The organism is uncultured Campylobacter sp. (assembly GCF_938017775.1).
Classification (GTDB): domain Bacteria; phylum Campylobacterota; class Campylobacteria; order Campylobacterales; family Campylobacteraceae; genus Campylobacter_B.
The window spans coordinates 21,938-40,870 of sequence record NZ_CALIIU010000033.1; the positions used below are offsets into that span (position 1 = coordinate 21,938).

Below are 18,933 nucleotides of genomic sequence, written 5' to 3' on the forward strand. Positions count from 1 at the left end.
TAAAGGAGTAAAGATGAGAGGTAAAATTTTAATCGCGGCCTTTGCGGCGGCGCTTTTGTGCGGCTGCGCGGCGCACGATGCAAAGATAGGCAAGGAGGCGGATAAGAGAAGCGAAAGCGCGGCTGCGGACTGTGGCACGAGCGAGGGCGTCTGCAAGGTGCCCGCCGTGCAGGGACCGATGGTAGGCGGCGGCATGGACGAGCACGGCTGCTTGGTAGCCGCAGGGCAGAGCTTTTCAAAGATTAAGAATGGCTGCGTGCAGGTTTTCGATGTCGCAGACGTGAGGCTGCACGACCCCGATAACGCTACGCTCGCGATCTACGGGATATTTTCCGCGGATAAAAGCAGGGTAGAAATTTTTTGGGCGAGCTTGCCGCAGAGCGAAATTTTAAGCAAAGTTAAGGGTGGCTACTACGTCTCGAAGGACGGAAAAATTTCGCTGCTAAAAACAAAAAGCGGCAAGGGCTATAAGATCCGCAGAAAATAGCGGGTGAAATTTTAAACCCGCCAAATTTCGCGCGCCGCGGAGAAATTTAATCCAAGCGCGCCAAGGTTTAGCCGATCTAGTAGGGCTTAAGGCTTAAATTTAAGGGCAAGTTGATACCAAGCATTCGGTTATTTGCGGTATCTGCCGCCGATGAAATTTAATCAAAGGAGCAAAAAATGGCGATCATAAAAGTAGATCTACAAAAATCATATCCCAAATCCAGGCGCGACTACGCTCGTATCGGTCAAATACAATGGCGATGTCAATGCGATGGCGATAACGTGGGCGCAAGCGCTTGACTACGACAAGGTTACCATCGTGCCGCACAACGGCTCATGCGCGGGGACGCTCATCGAAAAGAGCGGGTATTTCGCCGTGCAGATCCCTACGGCCGCGCAGGCGGAGCTAGTTAGCGAGCTGGGCGCCGAGAACAACTCGCGCTTTGATAACGCGGACAAGATGAAAAACGTGGAAATTTTTTATAAAGAGGAGTTCGACGTGCCGCTGATCGCGGGCTGCGCCGCATGGCTAGTTTGCAAGCGTATCCCCGAGCCTCATAACGAGCAGAGCTATGATCTTTTCATCGGCGAGATCGTCGCGGCGTATGCGGACGAGAGGATCTTTGACGGCGGACGCTGGCTGTTTGAAAAGATCCCTGACGAGCTAAAAACGCTTCACTACGTCGCCGGCGGTCGGTATTATCTGGACAGCAAAGCGGTAGATACTAAGCGCACGCCCATAAGCGAGGAATAAACCGCTCGCAAAATGCTGGCAAATTTGTAAATTTAAGACGAGCGCACGCGTAAATACGCGGCTAGCTTCGGTAAAATTTCAAACTAAAGAATCTAAAAAAGGATAAAAAATGAAAAGATATATCGTCATCACAGGCGCAAGTTCGGGTATCGGAGCGGCCGCGGCAAAGGCATTTGCGAGGCGCGGAGAAAATTTGATCCTAATCGCGCGCAGAGTGGAGCTGCTGCAAAGCTTAAAGGACGAGATCGCGCAGATCGCGCCCAAATCGGATGTAGTCATTAAAATTTGCGACCTTGCGTGCAGCGAGAACGTCCTAGCGCTTTGGGACGAGCTAAAAAGCTACGAGATAAAGGCGCTCATAAACAATGCGGGTTTTGGAGATTACGGCGCGGTCGGCGAGCGTGATCTATCCAAAATTTCGCAGATGTTACGTCTCAACATCATTTCGCTTGCGCTGCTAAGCCACCTCTTCGTGCGCGATTACAAGCATAAACCCGCCCAGCTCATCAATATCTCCTCCGCGGGTGGCTACAGCATGGTGCCAAACGCCGTCACCTACTGCGCGAGCAAGTTTTTCGTAAGCGCCTTTACGGAGGGCTTGCACTACGAGCTGGCGCAGGATAAAGAGGCTAAAATGCAGGCTAAAGTTCTAGCGCCCGCCGCGACTAGGACGGAATTTGGTCCCGTGGCGACGGATGACGCGGGCTACGACTACGACGCGGCTTTTAAGCGCTATCACTCGAGCGAGGAGATGGCGGAATTCCTGCTCGCGCTTTACGATAGCGACGCGTGCGTGGGTGCGGTGGATCGAAACAGCTTTGAGTTTAGCTTACAAGCCCCGCGATTTGACTATGCAGGTAAACGCTAAAATTTATGCATTACGCGCCGCGCGACGAAGCGTAAAATTTTGAGTAACGTAGCGCCGGAGCTAAATTTGACTGCAAAGCGCGTTAAAATTTAAAGAAATTCAGGGAGTGAAAATGGGAAAATCCGCCTTAGTGCTGGGCGCTACGGGCGTCGTAGGCAGGGAGCTGGTGCGCGAGCTTTGCGAGAGCCCGGGTTACGATGAGGTAGAGGCGTGGGTGCGCCGCGAGATAGGCTTTTGCCACCCTAAGCTTCGCGCGCGGATCATTGATTTTGAGGGTATCTCGGATATCGTGCCGCATAAATTTGACGAAATTTTTGCGCGCTGGGCACGACGATGAAGCAGGCGGGTTCGTGCGAGGCGTTTTTGCGCGTGGATGTGGACTACGTCTATGCGGTGGCGAAGTGGGGCAAAGCAGCGGGCGTACGGCGCTTCGTGCTCGTATCAGCTCCGGGTGCGAGCGAAGGTTCGCCAAGCTTTTATCTGCGCGCCAAAGGACGTATTGAGCGGCGCGTGAGCGAGCTTGGTTTTGAGAGTCTTCAGATCGTCCGTCCACCGTTAATCTTGGGCGAGAGGTCGGATGCTCGCCCGATAGAACGGCTTGCGGCGGCGGTTTTTAAACTGCTGCCTGCCTGTGCGTTCGGTAAATTTAGACCGCTTAGCGGCGCAAGTATCGCCCGCTGCGAGCGTGATTTTTAGCGCAAAATCCTATAAAAATTCGCTCATTTTTTCTCTTTATTTTGTTTGATCTCCTCAAGACTTAGACCGCTTTTACCGATGCTGTCCATACTGAGCGTTTCGATCATCACGAGTATTGCGGCTGGGTCTTTGCCTAATACGCGCGCTAGCGTGTCCGTAATCTCGGCGATGATTTGCTTTTTTTGCTCTTTTGTAGGCTCTGGAGCGGCTACTTTTATATTTACGAATGGCATTTTCTCTCCTTAAATTTGATAAAGCAGGGCTAATTATATCAAATTTTAGACTGTTACCCGTCTCGTTTGCGTTCTAAAATTTAAGTAGATGTATTTAAATTTAACTTTAAATTTGATTTAAAGCTAGTATGATTATTATGTGACTTGGTAGTAGTAAAATTCAATAAATTTACCCAAAAGGAGCGAATATGCGTAAGAATTTTTTCGGTTCTATCGTTTTGGCTGCAGCCTTGGCGAGCGGCGCGTTTATAGCGGTGCCGCAGACTGCGAGTGCGGGCGTTTTGGCGCATCAGGTAAAAACCCAAGGCGAGCTTGGCTCGGTGTTTATCAACCCATACGACGTGGCGCCTCTGACCGCCGTCATTGATCGCGCCGGCAAGGACATCAAGGATATCCACGTGCGGGTGCTGGGTAAACCGGGCGGCGGCATCGACATCGCCTATAATGTCTCCGAGCATGCGCTGCTGACGCACGACGGCGTGCCGATCTGGGGGCTGTATCCGGACTATCTAAACGAGGTCGAAGTGAGCTACGTTTTTAACGGCGAAAAGAAGGTCGAAAAGTATAAAATTTACGCTCAGCCGATCGTGACTTATAGCCGTGATTATAGATTTAGCCATATGCAAAAGATGAAGGTCAAAAAGGTCGATCCTGCGTTTAAAAATAGGCTCTATCTCATCAACAACACCATCACGAGCGTTCATAAGCCGCTTGATTGGAAAAACGGCGGTGCTGCTAGCTGGAATGATTTCACCGAAAATTTCGTCGTCGATACGCAGGGCGAGGTTAGATGGTATCTAGATTATCAGAAATTTTACGACCGCAGCGAGCGCAGGGTTATGGACGGCGGCATGATGATGGGCTTTCATCAGCTGCCAAACGGCGATCTGAGCTGGGGTATGGCGCAGCGATATATGCGCTACGATATGATGGGCAAGGAGGTGTATAATCGCGAGCTGCCGCGCGGCTACATCGATCTTAGCCACGAAGTTATGCCGCTAAAAGGCGATCATCTGCTGCTTCGCGTTGCCAAATATAACTACCATCATCCTGACGGCAGAATTTCGCACACGATCAGAGATCACATCATCGAAGTGGACGGTAGCGGCAAGGTCGTGGACGAGTGGGATCTGAATGAAATTTTCGGCAAAAACGTTTATCGCAGCAGCCTCATTAAGGCTCTTGACGCTCGCGCCGTGTGCCTAAATATCGATATGGACGCCAAAGAGATCAAAATCAGCGACGATCTGCCTTTCGGCGACGTGACCTCGACCGGCACGGGACGCAACTGGGCGCACGTAAACTCGATCTCGCACGATCCTAGCGACGACGGCATCATCCTCTCGCTCCGCCACCAAGGCATAGTTAAGATCGGCCGCGACAAAAAGGTAAAATGGATCCTCGCATCGCCTGAGGGCTGGAGCGCGGACTTTAAGGAAAAAGTGCTAGTACCAGTGGATAAAAACGGCAATAAAATCAAATGTGAAAACTCAAAATGCGAGGGCGACTTCGACTGGTCGTGGACGCAGCACACCGCATGGCTAACTCCGCGCTACGACAACAAGGGCCCAGTTAAGCACATCAGCGTATTTGACAACGGCGACGGCCGCGGCATGGAGCAGCCTGCGCTAAAAGAGCAAAAATACTCACGCGCGGTCGAGTACAAGATTGACGAGAAAAAGGGTACCGTCGAGCAAACATGGGAGTTTGGCAAGGAGCGCGGATTTGACTTCTATAGCGCGGTTACTAGCAACGTGGAGTGGCAAAAGGATAAAAGCACGTACTTCATCTCAAGCTCTAACGTCTATCTGCTAAAGCCCGATAAGACGATCAAAATGGTGCTCGTGGAGATCGATCCGAAGACAAATGACGTCAAATTTGAGATGGACGTGGAGTCGGCGTCTAGAGACGACGTAGCTTACCGCGCGCTGGTGATCGATCCGAATATCTTTGAGTATTAAATTTAACCTTTCTGGTTTAGTTTTTCTAGCCACCGCTAAAACTATGTGCGCGGCTGGATTTAGAATTTCGCGGCGAGTTAAATTTGATAAAAATTACTCGCCGCTTTGTTTAAATTTGACTAGCTTAGCTCGCTTAATCTCAAATTTACCCTTTATTTTATACAATCTTTAAAATTTACCGCAAAGGAATTCTATGAAAATCGCTAAAATTTTTAAAGCTTTAGCCGCCGTTTGCTTGCTTAGCGTAGGTGCAAACGCGCTAGAGGAGGGCGTTAATTATCAAGTGTTGCAAAAGCCGCTAAACGTACCGAAAAACAGCGTCGTCAAAATTTTTAACTACGAGTGCCCGCACTGCTATGCGTTTGATAGGACGGTCACGCCGCAGCTGATGAAAAAGCTTGAGGGGACGGAGTTTTTGCCATGGCATCTAAAGACCAAAGGCGTGTTTGGGCAGACCGCTAGCGGCGTATTCGCAGCCCTCATCGTGCTTGATGAGAAGGACGATGTGAGCCTGCTAAGCGACGAGTCGAAATTTAAAAAAGCGAAATTCGCGATTTACAAAGCGATCCATGACAAAAAGGACGATTTTGGCGGCGGCAGTGATAAACAAAGATTCATCAAAACCGCGCTGGATGCTGCAGGCGTGAGCTTGAGCGAATACGAAGCGGCACTTGCTAGCAAAAAGGCGCAGGCTCTGCTTACGCAGTGGGATGCGGGCTACGAGGTCGCGGTGATTTCAGGCGTGCCGGCATTTGTCGTCAGCGGCAAGTATCTCTTAAACACCTCCTCGTTCGGCTCCGTCGATGAAATGGCCGCCGCAGTAAAGGAGCTACTGGCGAAATAGGTCTTGTCGCATTAAATTTAGCCGCACCAAAGCAAACTTTGTTTTATGCGCCGCGTTAAATTTGGCTGCGAGGCTTCCAGTAAATTTTATCGCTAAGCCGCGCGGCACGATAGCGATTAAATTTTATGTTTTCGAGGCGCGGATCTCGGCGAGTAAAATTTGAGCTAAAATTTAAAAATTTAACTTTAAATTTGAACATAAAAAATTAAGGTGAAGTATTTTTACGTCAGACGAGGCAGCGGCGAACGAGGCGAGGGAGCGGGTTCGGTCGTCCGTGACCGATTTGACATTTTCAAGATGCAGGTCTCGGTGAATAAAATTTGAGCCAAAATTTATAAATTTGACTTCAAATTTGAGTGCAAAAAAAGTCAAGGCGAAGTATCGCGAGACGGATTTAAGGGTTGCGACGTAAAAATTTAGCGTGGGCTGGACAAGGTAGTCCGCCGAGCTAAATTTTTACTAGCTCCGTTAAAGACGCTCGCGAGGCAAGCCGCAAAGTTAAATTTACTCGCCGCTTAATAAGATGTATCCGCTTTCACTGATATTTTTAAATTTAACCCCCAGCTCCCGCTTTAGCCTCAGCACGACGTTTTGTATCGCGCCTTTGCTCGTTTGCTCGCCCTCATAGACGAACTCCTCGATCATCTCGTAGCTCACGAGCTTGTTTAAGTTGTACGCAAAGAGCCAAAAAAGCTTGTTTTGCAAAAATGAGAGATAAATTTCTTCGCCGTTTTTGTAGATCTTTTCTTTGGCGAGATTTATGCTCGTTTGCGGGCTTAAGCGCACGAGCTTTTCGTCCTTTTCGTAGGTCAGAGCCACTAGTAGGCGGTGCAGCGCCGTGATATCGACCGGCTTTTTTAGAAAAGACGCCGCGCCGTGCTCGATGCTTTTGATGAGATTGTCGTCGGTGTCGTAGGAGGTAAAGACGATAAATTTTTGCACGGGCTTGATGCGTATCATCTCCTTCATCATCTCAAAGCCGTTCATCGCGGGCATGTGGATGTCGGTGATGACGATGGCGGGGGCTAGCTTTTTAAAGCGCTCCAGCCCCTCCAACCCGTCGCCCGCGCCCCAGACGCTTAGGCAGTATGGCTTAAGCCCGCCTATTAGCAGCTCCCTTGCGATCTCGTCGTCTTCGACGATGAGGACGCTCAGGTCTTTAAGTAGCCTCAAATGCTCTTGCATCTCACTCCTTTAAATTTGTCTCAAAGCTCAGCTCAAACGTCGTCGGATCGCCCGCGCTTAGCAGTTTGATGTCGCCTGCGAGCTTCTCGTTTGCTAGCTTTTTGCCAAAATACAGCCCGATGCCGCTTCCTTGCTTTTTGGTGGTTTTTGGCTGGGTTAAAATTTTATCCCGCAGCTCTCTGCTCACGCCGCTGCCGTAGTCCGTGACGGCTATTTTGCACGTGCCGTTTTCAAATTTGACGTCCAAAAAAATCTGCCGCTTGGCGATCTCGTCTTTATATCGCTCCACGACCGCGTCCTTGGCGTTGTGTATGAGGATGAGTAAAATTTGCTGCACGATGCCCATCCGCTGGGTAGCCTCTTCGTCTTGAAACTCGCGCAGGCTTACCGCGACGTTTGCTTTGCTAAGCTCGGTGTGCATTAGCTTTAGTAGGTCTTTTATGCAGCGTTGCACGCTAAATTTTTGCGGACTGTCGCTGCTTTTATAAAAATTTCTAAAAATCTCGATCGTATCGCTCAAAAGCACGGTCGCAGCCTGCCCTTTTTGCAGCATATGCTCTAGCGTCGCGGCGTCTAGCTTGCCGTCCTTTTGCAGCATGAGTAGGCTTGAGATCATCAAATTTAGCGAATTAACCGGCTGGATAAACTGATGATTTATGCCGCTGATTAGCTCGCCCGCCTCGCTCATACGAGCTTTGTGCTTGAGCAGGGCCTCGTAGTCGTCTTGCAGGTTTTTGATTTTTGAGTACATAAAGTTATGGAGGAAATTTGCCACCAGCGCCAGCGCCGCGAATGCAAAAAGCAGTGTAAGGGCGTTTTTTAGCGCGGAGTTAAGCAGCGCGGCGAGCTCCTTTTCGTTATCCGTACCTGCGCCTATAAACCAGTTTAGCGTGGGGATCTCGGCGACGGAGATGAAATTTGAGCCGATATTTAGGCTCGTGATGTCTTCGTCTCTCAGGAAAAGCTCTTTAAATTTATCCTCGATCTGCTTTTTTAGCGACGCGTCCTTCATCGGCGTTAAAATTTCGCCGCCGTGAGTTACGATAAAGGCGTAGGAATCGGGCGCGAGTTTAAATTTTTCCATATTTTTTAGTATGTTTTGCAGCTTCACTACGCCGCAAAGTACCCCCGCAAACGAGCCGCCGTCCAGTACGGGCACGCATAAATTTAGCGTCGGCTCGCCTAAAATTTTATGGCGCTGCATAAAATTTACCGTGGGCGCTAGCGTGCTTTTGGTCTCCTCAAACCACACAAGCCCCGTGCGAAGGTTCTTTGGCATCGCCTCGTCGCCCTCTAGCTCCTTGCCGTCTACGAAAATTTCTCCGTCCTCGCGCAAAAACTGCAAAGCGTCAAATTCCGCGGAGTTTTCTTTAAAAAGACGTATGAAGCCGCCGAGCTTCTCGTCGTCTCGTATCGCGCCTGCGTTTTGCATAAATTTAGCCGCGCGCACCAGAGAGTGCAGCCGCTCATCCAGCCAAAACGAGAAATTCCCGACCATATTTTCGCTAGCGGCGATCTTGTTTTTATCCGCGAGCGCCGTGATCTGCGCCTTGGCGTCCTCGTAGTTTTTCACGCCCAAAAGCACCACGAAAAGGCTCGCGAAAATGATGATGAAGTAAATTTTAAAATTATGCTCGCGTAAGGCTCTCATACGGCGAGTATAGCAAAATCGGTCTAAATTTAGACCGATTTAAGCTTTTTTCAGAGTTAAAATTTTGCAAATAAACATCGCGGCGAGCACGACGAAGCAGACTCCAAAGCCGATCAGCGTGCAGTCGGCCATCGACATAAATTTGCTTGAGGGGATCAGGTACCAGCCGTCTTGATAAAGATCGACTAAATACTTCTGAAAGCCGTCTAGCGTGATGCCGTCTGGAACCATCGGATTATCGTATCCGCAGTCGCCAGTAGGCAAGAACCAATCGGGCGCCCACCGCTCAAGCGGCAGACCGAATGGATAGTGCGGCTCGGTCGAGCAGCCCTGCACGCCGAACGGATCGTCTCCGTGTACGGCGCCGTGGATTTTGATTAGTTTGGCGCTATACATTATGCCCTGGATCGCGCCCCAAAAGGCTAGCAGGTAGCCTGCCGCGGCGAGGAGTAAATTTTTAGGATTTATGATCGCCACAAGGCCTCCCAGTGCCATGCACAAAAAGGCAAAGCGGATATAGACGCACTGCTCGCAAGGCGGCATATAGACGTAGTTTTGAAACAGCGAGTGCGCCAGCACCACGAGTCCGACGCTCACTGCTACGAGGATCGCCCACGGCAGACGGCTGTCTGCGAATTTTGCTATTTTTTCCGCAAATTTCATGCCGCGCCCTATTTTTTAAGCAGCTCTTCAATTAGCTGCGCCATGCCGTCGATAGAGCTGATGGACTTCGTCATGATGAGGTATTTGCCGTTTACGACAAACGCCGGTACGCCTTGGATTTTCGCTACGTCGTAGCTCTCGTCCCATTTTTTAAGTAGTTCGGCGACTTTTGGATCCTCTAGCTTTTTTTGATAGTCCGCTTCGCTAATGCCCGCCGCATCAAGCCCGGTCTTTAAAAACGCGGCCTCGTCCTTGCCGTCGCTCCAGCGCTGCTTTTGATCGTGATAGGCCTTGTAGTAGGCAAATTTAGCCTTTTTAAACAGCGAGTTTTCATCTAGCAGGCTTACGCCTTTTTCCTCGTCCATCACGGCTAAGACGGCAAAAATTTTACTCGCTGCCTCGCCGTATTCGCCTTTGGTTTTTAGATGAAACGGCACGTATTTTAGCCCCGCGACCTTTTCTACGACCTTCGGCGTGACGGTTTTGTCGTATTTGTAGCAAAACGGGCATGCGTAGCTAAAGACCTTAACTAGCGTGTTTTGCTCCACGGGCAGCGGCTTTTGCAGCTTTACGTAGTCTTCGCCCTCGGTAAATGCTGACGCGCTAAGGGCGCCAAACATCGCGACTGCTAGAAAGCCTTTGCTAAATTTAGAAAGCAGGTTCATGGAGTGCTCCTTAAAATGATTTTGTTTGCGTTAATTTTATACCTTTTCGCCGCCGCAGAACTCACGCTAAGATAAATTTTAGATTAAATTCGTAAAATTTGGGCTAAATTTTAGCGGAAAGTATAAAAAATTGAATTATTTTTTGTAATTAAGCAAGTTTTAATAAACGCGTGATTTCTACGTTAGCGAGGTTGATTAAAATTACGGTATCAAATCAATTCAAAGGAGAATAAGATGAAGCGAACTCTTTCTTCATTTGCGCTAGCTGCGGCGTTACTCGGCGGTCTAAGCACGGCTGCGCTCGCTATCGGCGGACCTAGCGGCGCGCACATAGACTACGCCGTCCCGGGCAAGATTGGCGAAGTAGTCGTAAACCCATACGACATCGCGCCTCTAACGGCGGTGATCAAAAACGGCGGCTACACGCTAGCAAACGCGAAAGTCACTATCGTGCCGAAACCTGACGGTCAGACGATCAGCTATAAGGTCGCCGACAAGCACCTTCGCACGCACGGTGGAATCCCCGTTTTTGGGCTCTACCCCGACTATCAAAACACCGTCGAGGTCGAGTACGATAAAATTTATAAGGGCCAAACCGAGCACGTAAAAGAAAGCTATAAAATTTACGCTCCGGCGATTTATCTAGAGAGCTCGGGCATGCCGTCTCAAAAGGGCGCGCTGTTTGATAAAATCGAAGTCGTAAAGGCTCCGAGCGCCAAATTTGCCAATCGCCTCTACTACGTAAATAACTTCGTAAACAAAACCGGCAAGGGCACCAAAGTCGTGTGGAACAACCCCGCAGGCGGCGCGATCGAGTGGAACTACAGCCCGAACAACTTCATCCTTGACACCAAGGGCGAAGTACGTTGGTATCTGGAGCCGAGTAAAATTTACGACCTCAAACAGCCTTTTTCTGCGGGCGTCATGATGGGCTTTAAGCAAAACGACGACGGCGCGATGACGTGGGGATATGGCCAAAGATACGCCAAATACGACATAATGGGACGAGAAATCTTTAACCGCGAGCTGCCTGCGGGTTACAACGACTTCTCGCACTCTATGGACGTGGCGCAAAACGGGCATTATTTCCTCCGCGCGGCAAACGCCAACTATAAACGCGCCGACGGTAAAAACGTCCGCACCGTGCGCGATGTCATCGTCGAGGTCGATCGCGACGGCAACGTCGTGGATGATTTTAGGCTGTATGAAATTTTAGATCCGTATCGCGACATCGTGCTAAAAACTCTCGATCAGGGCGCGGTGTGCCTAAATATCGACGCTAGCAAGGCTGGTCACACCGCGAGCACGGACGAGCTAGCCGCGATGGATACGAACGAAAAATGGGGCGACATCGTGGGCTCTGGCCCTGGACGCAACTGGGCGCACGTAAATAGCGTGGATTATGATCCAAGCGACGATAGCATCATCATCTCCAGCCGCCACCAAGACGCCGTCATCAAGATCGGCCGCGACAAAAAAGTCAAGTGGATAATGGGCGCGCACAAAGGCTGGAAAGATCAGTTTAAGGGCTACTTGCTCCAGCCTGTAGATAAAGACGGCAAAAAGATCGTCTGCGAGGACGAGTACTCAAAATGCCCGGGCTACGAGAGCGAAAAGGGCGGATTTGACTGGCAGTGGACGCAGCATACGGCATTTCGCATCGATAGCAAGTCTAAAAAGGGCGTAGTGTATCTAACCGTCTTTGACAACGGCGACACCCGCGGCATGGAGCAGCCTGCGATGGCGGGTATGAAATACTCCCGCGCGGTCGTTTATAAAATCGACGAGAATGCCAAGACCGTCGAGCAGGTCTGGGAATACGGCAAACAGCGCGGTAGCGAGTGGTACAGCTCGGTCACATCGCTCGCGCAGTATCAAGACGACCTAGATAGCGTGATGGTTTACTCTGCGGTCGCGGGTATGCAGTTTGACATCGTCAAAGGCCGTCCGGTCGGCGTACCTAGCCCGCATATCAACGAGTTTGAATGGGGCGCAAAAGAGCCGTCAATCGAAATCAAAATGACCAACGCGATGGGCTATCAGGCGTTTCCGTTTAGCCTAGAAAAGGCGTTTGAGAAGTAAAATTTTAAAATTTAGCGGCCGTATTTCGAGCGCGGCCGCTTTTGTTTAGTTTATGGTCAAATTCTACGCATCTACTCGATAGAATTTCATCCGAATTTGCCAAATTTTATCCCTCGGTACGGCAAAATTTAGCCGAAAACATAGCTCTTTGTTCTAGATAAAATTTAATCATGCGGATTTGCGATTTCGCACTCTGCTAAAATCAATAAGCGTTATTTTGAACAGATAGGTAGCGCACGGTTTGGATGAAATTTGCATGCCGCTTGGGGCAGGGGACGATAGGTATGAGGTTAATGCGCCCAAAAGATATTCATGCGGCAAGGCGGCGCAACAAAGGAGAAATAGTGGAAAAATCCAGAAAAAAGGAACTCAAAAAGCTCGCGGCGCAGCGGCAGCGAGATACATTTGAAAAGAGCCTGCCGATGAGTAGGGCGGAGTTTGAGGGGCTATTTGAGTTCTTAGGCGAGGGCTTGGCGCATCGTGGCTGCGACGGCACGCATAGGCTCACGCTGGAGTTTTTGCGAGCCCGCCGCGCATCGAATGAAGCGGCGGTTTTGGACTTTTGCGAGCAAAACGGCGGGTATTGCGATTGCGAAGTTTTAAACAATGTGCAAAATTGCTTTGAGTTTTAGGGAGCTATGCGCAGGGAGATATGGCTTTGCCCCTGCATCGCATTTCGTAAATTTTTACCAGCGCGGCGTTTAAATTTAACTCAGAATTTTTCCGACGAAAAACAGCGCCGACATCGCAAACGTGCAGAGTGCGACGACCTTTAGTTGCCCGTCGAAGTCGCGACACTCCCGCACTTTCGAGATGAAAAATAGGTGCCAAACAAGCGGCGCAAAGCTAATTACGTAGAGTAGTCTTACGCCCGGCTCGCCCCGCAAAAACGAGTAGCATAGCATCAGACCCGCTCCGCCCGCGATCAGCGCATAGTGGTAGCGTTTAGCCGCGCGCAGTCCGATACGCACGGGGATCGTGCGCTTGCCTTTGAGCGCATCGTTTTGTACGTCGCGCATATTATTTAAATTTAGCACGGCGGTGCTTAGCATCCCGCATGCGCACGCAGGCAGCAGCAGCGCCGCATCGAGCGAACGCGCGTATAAAAAGTACGAGCCCAGCACGCTAAGTAGCCCAAAAAACAAAAACACGAAAATGTCGCCAAGTCCCTTATATCCGTATGCGCCGGCGCCCACGGTGTAGCGGATCGCCGCGTATATCGACGCGCCGCCTAGCGCTAAAAACAGTAGCACGAGATAAAATCGCTCGCCAAACGCCAAAACGCTTAGCGCAAGGCTCGAAAATGCCGAAAGCAGCGCCGTAGCGACGATGATGCGCTTCATCTCGGCCACGCTCATCTGCCCCGTTTGTATCGCGCGGCGCGGCCCCAGCCTGCCATCATCGTCGGTGCCTTTTACCGCGTCGCCATAGTCGTTGGCGTAGTCGCTAAGTACCTGAAACAACAGCGTCGTAAGCAGCGCCAGTGCGAAAATATCCGCTCTAAATACGCTCGCGCCGTATGCCGCACCGCTACCGAGCAACACGCCCGAGACGCTAAGAGGTATTGATCTGAGGCGAGCGGATGCGTAAAGGGCCTTTGCGGTTATCATTTTTTTGCCTTTTGTTTTTAAATTTATACGCCGAATTTACGGCGAACCCGAGATAAAATTTAGCGGAAAAACGCCAAAAATATTATAAATTTAGACTATTCGTAGAGTAAATTTTATTTAAATTCGCCTTTTTAATATAAATAGCGGTAAAATAGAGCCAAAAATTTTAGGAATTGTGATGAAAAAAGTTCTTACCGTTCAAGATATATCCTGCGTGGGCAAGGTTTCGCTGACCGTTGCATTGCCGATACTTAGCGCGATGGGGATGAGCACGAGCGTGATCCCTACGGCGGTTTTATCGATGCATACTGGCTTTTCGGGCTACACCTTTTGCGATCTAAGCTCTCAAATACGCGCGATCATGGCGCACTGGAAAGACCGCGGAGTGGTATTTGACGGCATCTACACGGGCTTTTTGGGCTCGGCGGCACAGATCGAGATTATGAGCGAGCTATTTGCGAGCTTCGGCGGCGCGGGCAAAACTATTTTGGTAGATCCTTGCATGGGCGATAACGGCGTGTTTTATCCAGGCTTTAACGAGGATTTTGCTCGTATGATGGCGCTTCTGTGCGCTCAAGCCGACATCATTACGCCCAATATCACCGAGGCCTGCGCGATTACAGGCGTGCCGTACCGAGAGGGGGCGGATAGGGATTTCATCATGGATCTGCTTGCAAGGCTTCGAGAGCTGGGCGCCAGACAGGTTATTTTAAAGGGCATCGGCTACATCGCCGATCAGTGCGGGGTTTTCAGCTACGATGCGCGCACGGGCAGGACGAACGAGTATTTTCACGAGCTGCTGCCGGTTAAATTTAACGGTACCGGCGATATTTTCGCCGCCGTAGCCTTCGGCGCAATAATGCGCGGTAAGTCGCTGGAAACCGCGGTTCGTATCGCTGCAGACTTCGTCGTCAGCACAATCAAAGAGACGATGAGCGACGATGAGCGTAAGGACTACGAAGGGGTCGATTTTGAGGCAATAATCCCAGAGCTGGTGAGGAAAATCTAAGTTCTAGACGGATTTGGAACTCGCCGCGCGGACAGAGGGTTTACGGTAGAGCTTTAAAATTTTACCGCAAAAGGAAATTCCTAAATTTTATCTGCGGTGTGAAATTTTAAAATTTCAAAATTTATGTGTCGTGTGGGGCATGGAATTTTAGAATTCACATTGCACGGCTTATAATTTTATCTCCTACATAGAATTTTAAAATTTGCGCCGAAGTAAAGATGCGAAATTTATCGATAGCGCGGAATTCTAAACGCAAGGCTACAGCGAATTTATCTGCTTGCAAGTTTGGGCCGCATTTTGAAATTTCGTACGAAATCTGCTTAAAATTTTATTCCTGCGAGTCGTGTGCTATGCACTTATAAAATAATCTCAAAATTTATGAGTAAAATTTAGATTAAAATCCATATCGATGTCACGCAGTTATAGTTTTTGGTATAGAATTTACACGATGAGTTTATGGCACGAATTTTATTTGAAATTTCGCTTTAAAAATCTAGAATTTGCGCGGTGAAATTCCATCTGCGGCGGAAAGCTATCGCGTGAAATTTTGCGGCTGCTGCGTTTTGTGATATAGGCAAAATGCGCACCGAGCGTGAAATTTGACAGCAAATATTGTGGAAAAATTCTATTATTTATCGCGTAGCGGTAGAGCTTTACTGCGCGAAATCAAGCAGAATTCCGCGCATAAGTCTATAGCCGAAATTTACGCCGTGGCGAATGAGCTTACTCGCACAAAAAGGTGCTAGCGCAAAATTCCATAGCCGAAATTTCGTGGGTAGAATTCTACTTTGTAAATTTTAAAGCTAAATTCTGCCTCGAGTATTAAAATTCTAAGTTTACTTAGCGGGCGAGATTTAGGCGATAAATTCCACCCGCTGCGTAAATAGCAAGCGCTTTAAATTTCATTCCACCGGCGCTTTGCTTTGCAAAAATCGCACGAGCGTCTCGTATTCGTCAGGCTGCAACCCCGAGTTTTGTATCATCGTCTCGACCACGCTGGGCCAGACATTGACGTTGAACTCGTCATATCCGTGTAGCGCGTGACAGCTGCCGCAGCGCTCCTTGAATAGATTTTCGCCCGCGTCGTAAATTTTAGCCGCATCGTCCGTTACGGCGAGCTTCGCGACGTAGCCGTCGATAGTGACGTTCGCCCATTCGTTGTCGTAGTCGTCCTTCACGGTCTTTAGCGTCTTTAGGCTCTTTGCGTTTTGCGCTTGCAAGTCCTGTTCCAAAATCCCAAGCCTTGCGTAGCTTACGTTGCTTCCCTCGGGCACGAAGCCCGCGTATCGCACCTGCACGTAGTCCTTGCCGTCCTTTAGCACTTGCAGTTTCGCACCTACGTGCAGCTTGGCGATCTCCTTGCCGCCCGCTTTGTTTAGAAGCGGGGTTTGAGCCGCGACGAAAAGATCTGCCGCGCCCAAATGGCAAGCTGTTACGAGTAAAAACGCCGCTAGCGCTTTGGATAAAATTTTACCTCGCTCGGACGCGTAAATTTTACCCGCATCGCATGAAATTTTATCCGCGCTAAATGATGAAATTTCACTCGCGCCCGGCGGTGAAATTTTACCTCGCTCGCTCGCGCAAATTTTAAAATTTTGCCTCATCGCTAGCTCCTTTTGCCGAATTTCGGCTGTGAAAATACCGCAAGCGGCGGAAGCTCGCCATCAAATTTCTCGATCTGTACCAGCGCGGTGGCTTGGTTGCCGCACGCAAGCTTCGAGCTAGGCTCGTTGGGCACCAGCACGTTTACGTTGCCGTGAACGCATATATCGCCGCTTGCGCTAAAGAGCGGATCCCACCAGCCGCCCTCTTGCATCCTCACGACGCTTTGCTTTACGTTTTCGGTGATGATGAGCCCCGCAAGCGCGGCGCCGCGATCGTTGAAAACCCTAACTACGTCGCCGTTTTTAAGCCCTCTTGCTTCGGCATCTTTTGGGTGCATCCACACGGGCTCGCGACCGCCGATCTCTTCTAGGTTTCGTAGCCAAGTGTTGTTTAGCTGCCCGTGCAGGCGGTATTTCGGATGCGGGGTTATTAAATTTAGCGGATACTTTTGCGTCTTTTGCGCGTTCCCTAGCCACTCCATCGGCTCCATCCAAGTTGGATGCGCAGGGCAGTCGTCCAGTGCCGCTTTAGCGATCTTTTTCGAGACGACCTCGATCTTTCCCGACGGCGTTCCGAGGCGGTTTATGATAGGATTTTTTCTAAATTCCTCCATCGCTACGTATTCGTAGGCGTGCTTTGGAATTTCAAATTTCACGAAGCCCTTTTTCCAAAACTCCTCAAATTCCGGCATCTTTATCTTTGAAGCATCCGCTTTTTTCTTCGAAGCGTCATAAAACTGCTTGATCCACTCCATCTCGCTCTTGCCCTCGCTAAATGCCATATACTCCTTCTCGCCGAACTGCTTTAGAATTTCGCAGTAAATTTTATAGTCGTTTTGCGCCTGCTCGTAAGGCTCGGCGATCTTATGCATAGCGATGATAAATTTATTCGTATGCGACTTGGTTATGTCATCGCGCTCCTGCTCGGTGGTAGCGGGCAGAACGATATCGGCCATGCGCGCGCTCGCCGTCCAGAAGCACTCTTGGACTATGAAGGTATCGAGCTTTTCAAACGTGCGCGCGAGCAAATTCGTATCGGGGTGGTGCAGATACGGGTTGCCGCCCGCCCAGTAGGCAAGCTTGATGTTAGGGTAGGTTATCTTTTTGCAGTTAAAATCTATCTCCTTGCCCGGATTGTTGATACAATCTACGATGCGCGAGACGGGGATTGCGATGTTGTCGCGGTTTTTCCACTCGCCCTCGCTGGCAGGCACGATACTCATGCTGCCTAAGCCCGGAAAAGCCGAGGAAGTAGTCGCCGCGCCGCTTGAGAGGCTTAGCGCACTTCCTACAGGAGCTGCGGGGCTAGGGCAGCCGCCGTCGCTGTAATGATAGCCAAAGCCGTATCCGCCGCCCGCAAGCCCGATCTGGCCCACGAAAGCGGCAAGCACCGTCGCCATCCAGTGAAACTGCTCGCCGTGATGAGCGCGCTGCGGACCCCAGCCGCACATTATCATAGTGCGCTTGCTGCCTAAAATTTTAGCTAAGCCTTTGATCTCATCCTCGCTTACGCCGCAAATTTTAGACGCCCACGCCGCGTCTTTTTTGAGCCCATCTTCGCTTTCGCCTTTAAGATAGGCTTTAAATTCCTCCGCGCCTTGAGTGTATTTTTTAAGAAATTTCTCATCCGCAAACCCTTGCGCCATCATCTCATAACATATTGCCATCATCATCGCAACGTCGGTGGTAGGGTTGATCGAAATGTGCTCAGAGCCTAAAAATTTAGCGGTGTTGTTATATACGGGATCGATCGTGATCACCTTTACGCCGCGCTTTTGCATCTGCTCTTTTAGCTTTGCGAAATACAAATAGCTCTCGTGATCGGGCACCGCCCACGCGATCTGATTGGTATTGATCGGATCGGCACCCCAGATGAGCACCGCTTCGCTATGCTTTAGGATCGTAGGCCACGCAGTTTGCAGGGCGTTAGCCTCGTCCGTTCCGCTGATGTGTGGGGTTATCGCGCTTATACAGTGGCACGAATAGTTAAGCTTTCTCGTAGTGTAGCCGCCGATGATATTTAGCATGCGACCGAGCAGGGTTTGTGGGTTATTTACGCTGCCGACGCTGTACCAGCCGTAGCTGCCGCCGTAAATCGAGCTTGCGCCATGCTCTTTAAGCACGCGCTTTAGCTCGTCTGCTACGAGTTTATACGCCTCATCCCAGCTAATCTCGATCCACTCGTCCTTGCCGCGCATGTTTTTGTTGCTCTGCCAGCCTTTTTCTAGATAGCCTTTTCGCACGCATGGTCGCGCGATGCGCGTAGCATCGTATGTGCGCGCCGCAAGCCCCTGAGTAAGGCTGATTGGGAAAAAATCGAGCTCACTCTCGCTTAAAACGCCTTCGAATTTACCGTTTCGCCTAAGAGCCCTAACCGCGCCGAAATGCGAGGCGGTGATCGGCGCGTCCTCGCTATTCATCAGATCGTCGCTGATGACGCTAGTAGCGTTTGCACTCGCCGCACCTGCCGCACTCGCGGCAACGCCTTTTAAAAATTCGCGTCTTTTCATTTTCTCTCCTTTAATGTGAAATGAATGAAAGATTTATGGAATTTTAGCATTAAAAATCGCGAATTTTTCGGCCTTAAAATGAAATTACAAGTTATAGGGCGAAATTTTATTT

Annotated in this window: 19 protein-coding genes; 11 read left to right on the forward strand and 8 right to left on the reverse strand. The window is 50.0% G+C overall.

Translation table 11 applies throughout. The features are described from left to right. The first annotated feature begins 13 nt into the window (after nucleotides 1-13). The 6 genes from Q0537_RS04790 to Q0537_RS04815 all read left to right on the forward strand — a co-directional run bounded on the left by Q0537_RS04790 (nucleotide 14) and on the right by Q0537_RS04815 (nucleotide 2,804). Nucleotides 14-487 carry a hypothetical protein gene (locus Q0537_RS04790; protein ID WP_299225543.1) on the forward strand — a complete coding sequence of 158 codons (474 nt, stop codon included), beginning with the start codon at nucleotides 14-16 and terminating at the stop codon, nucleotides 485-487. Nucleotides 488-663: 176 nt separating this feature from the next. Continuing rightward, on the forward strand, nucleotides 664-786 hold the full coding sequence (locus Q0537_RS04795) for a hypothetical protein (protein WP_299225545.1): 123 nt from the start codon (nucleotides 664-666) through the stop codon (nucleotides 784-786). Then, nucleotides 758-1,240: a flavin reductase gene (locus tag Q0537_RS04800; RefSeq protein ID WP_299225547.1), complete on the forward strand. Its 483-nt coding sequence runs from the start codon at nucleotides 758-760 to the stop codon at nucleotides 1,238-1,240. Before Q0537_RS04795 ends, Q0537_RS04800 begins: the two co-directional genes overlap by 29 nt. A 109-nt stretch (nucleotides 1,241-1,349) precedes the next feature. After that, nucleotides 1,350-2,108 (forward strand): SDR family NAD(P)-dependent oxidoreductase, encoded by a 759-nt coding sequence (locus Q0537_RS04805; protein ID WP_299225549.1) that lies wholly within the window; start codon nucleotides 1,350-1,352, stop codon nucleotides 2,106-2,108. A 112-nt stretch (nucleotides 2,109-2,220) separates the two neighbouring features. Further along, nucleotides 2,221-2,445, forward strand: a complete 225-nt coding sequence (locus Q0537_RS04810) for a hypothetical protein (RefSeq protein WP_299225551.1) — start codon at nucleotides 2,221-2,223, stop codon at nucleotides 2,443-2,445. Next, complete coding sequence (locus Q0537_RS04815) at nucleotides 2,442-2,804, forward strand: hypothetical protein (protein WP_299225553.1); 363 nt, start codon at nucleotides 2,442-2,444, stop codon at nucleotides 2,802-2,804. The genes Q0537_RS04810 and Q0537_RS04815 overlap by 4 nt, the downstream gene beginning before the upstream one ends. A gap of 23 nt (nucleotides 2,805-2,827) precedes the next feature. Here the strand turns inward: Q0537_RS04815 and Q0537_RS04820 are convergent, their stop codons facing one another. Next, the gene (locus tag Q0537_RS04820; protein WP_297882796.1) at nucleotides 2,828-3,037 is read right to left on the reverse strand and encodes a 4-oxalocrotonate tautomerase family protein; all 210 of its coding nucleotides are present in this window, start codon (nucleotides 3,035-3,037) and stop codon (nucleotides 2,828-2,830) included. A 188-nt stretch (nucleotides 3,038-3,225) separates the two neighbouring features. Between Q0537_RS04820 and Q0537_RS04825 the strand changes: the two genes are divergently transcribed. Both Q0537_RS04825 and Q0537_RS04830 read left to right on the forward strand, forming a co-directional pair. Further along, nucleotides 3,226-4,998 carry an aryl-sulfate sulfotransferase gene (locus Q0537_RS04825; protein ID WP_299225555.1) on the forward strand — a complete coding sequence of 591 codons (1,773 nt, stop codon included), beginning with the start codon at nucleotides 3,226-3,228 and terminating at the stop codon, nucleotides 4,996-4,998. A 193-nt stretch (nucleotides 4,999-5,191) separates the two neighbouring features. After that, nucleotides 5,192-5,842, forward strand: a complete 651-nt coding sequence (locus tag Q0537_RS04830; protein ID WP_299225557.1) for a thiol:disulfide interchange protein DsbA/DsbL — start codon at nucleotides 5,192-5,194, stop codon at nucleotides 5,840-5,842. Nucleotides 5,843-6,346: 504 nt separating this feature from the next. On the opposite strand, the gene Q0537_RS04835 is transcribed toward Q0537_RS04830, so the two are convergent. The 4 genes from Q0537_RS04835 to Q0537_RS04850 are packed head-to-tail and all read right to left on the reverse strand — an operon-like array spanning nucleotide 6,347 to nucleotide 10,006. Then, nucleotides 6,347-7,027 carry a response regulator gene (locus tag Q0537_RS04835; protein ID WP_299225559.1) on the reverse strand — a complete coding sequence of 227 codons (681 nt, stop codon included), beginning with the start codon at nucleotides 7,025-7,027 and terminating at the stop codon, nucleotides 6,347-6,349. 1 nt (nucleotide 7,028) lies between these two features. Then, entirely contained in the window at nucleotides 7,029-8,678 is a 1,650-nt protein-coding gene (locus Q0537_RS04840) for a sensor histidine kinase (RefSeq protein ID WP_299225561.1), read from the reverse strand. A 39-nt stretch (nucleotides 8,679-8,717) separates the two neighbouring features. After that, nucleotides 8,718-9,341, reverse strand: coding sequence for a protein-disulfide oxidoreductase DsbI (gene dsbI / locus Q0537_RS04845; protein ID WP_299225563.1), 624 nt, complete (start codon nucleotides 9,339-9,341; stop codon nucleotides 8,718-8,720). Between the two features lie 8 nt (nucleotides 9,342-9,349). After that, on the reverse strand, nucleotides 9,350-10,006 hold the full coding sequence (locus Q0537_RS04850) for a thiol:disulfide interchange protein DsbA/DsbL (protein WP_299225565.1): 657 nt from the start codon (nucleotides 10,004-10,006) through the stop codon (nucleotides 9,350-9,352). Nucleotides 10,007-10,240: 234 nt separating this feature from the next. On the opposite strand from Q0537_RS04850, the gene Q0537_RS04855 reads away from it, so the two are divergent. Further along, nucleotides 10,241-12,088 (forward strand): aryl-sulfate sulfotransferase, encoded by a 1,848-nt coding sequence (locus Q0537_RS04855; RefSeq protein ID WP_299225567.1) that lies wholly within the window; start codon nucleotides 10,241-10,243, stop codon nucleotides 12,086-12,088. Nucleotides 12,089-12,432: 344 nt separating this feature from the next. Further along, complete coding sequence (locus tag Q0537_RS04860; protein ID WP_299225569.1) at nucleotides 12,433-12,720, forward strand: DUF2695 domain-containing protein; 288 nt, start codon at nucleotides 12,433-12,435, stop codon at nucleotides 12,718-12,720. A 75-nt stretch (nucleotides 12,721-12,795) separates the two neighbouring features. Here Q0537_RS04860 and menA read toward each other — a convergent pair whose 3' ends face one another. Then, nucleotides 12,796-13,698 (reverse strand): 1,4-dihydroxy-2-naphthoate octaprenyltransferase, encoded by a 903-nt coding sequence (gene menA, locus Q0537_RS04865; protein WP_299225571.1) that lies wholly within the window; start codon nucleotides 13,696-13,698, stop codon nucleotides 12,796-12,798. A gap of 178 nt (nucleotides 13,699-13,876) precedes the next feature. On the opposite strand from menA, the gene Q0537_RS04870 reads away from it, so the two are divergent. Next, nucleotides 13,877-14,707 carry a pyridoxamine kinase gene (locus tag Q0537_RS04870; protein ID WP_299225573.1) on the forward strand — a complete coding sequence of 277 codons (831 nt, stop codon included), beginning with the start codon at nucleotides 13,877-13,879 and terminating at the stop codon, nucleotides 14,705-14,707. A 902-nt stretch (nucleotides 14,708-15,609) separates the two neighbouring features. Here the strand turns inward: Q0537_RS04870 and Q0537_RS04875 are convergent. Together Q0537_RS04875 and Q0537_RS04880 are read right to left on the reverse strand one after the other, a co-directional pair. Then, entirely contained in the window at nucleotides 15,610-16,311 is a 702-nt protein-coding gene (locus tag Q0537_RS04875; RefSeq protein WP_299225575.1) for a hypothetical protein, read from the reverse strand. Nucleotides 16,312-16,313: 2 nt separating this feature from the next. Next, a complete protein-coding gene (locus tag Q0537_RS04880; protein ID WP_299225577.1) occupies nucleotides 16,314-18,821 on the reverse strand; it encodes a molybdopterin-dependent oxidoreductase in 2,508 nt (835 codons plus the stop codon). Between the last annotated feature and the right edge of the window lie 112 nt (nucleotides 18,822-18,933).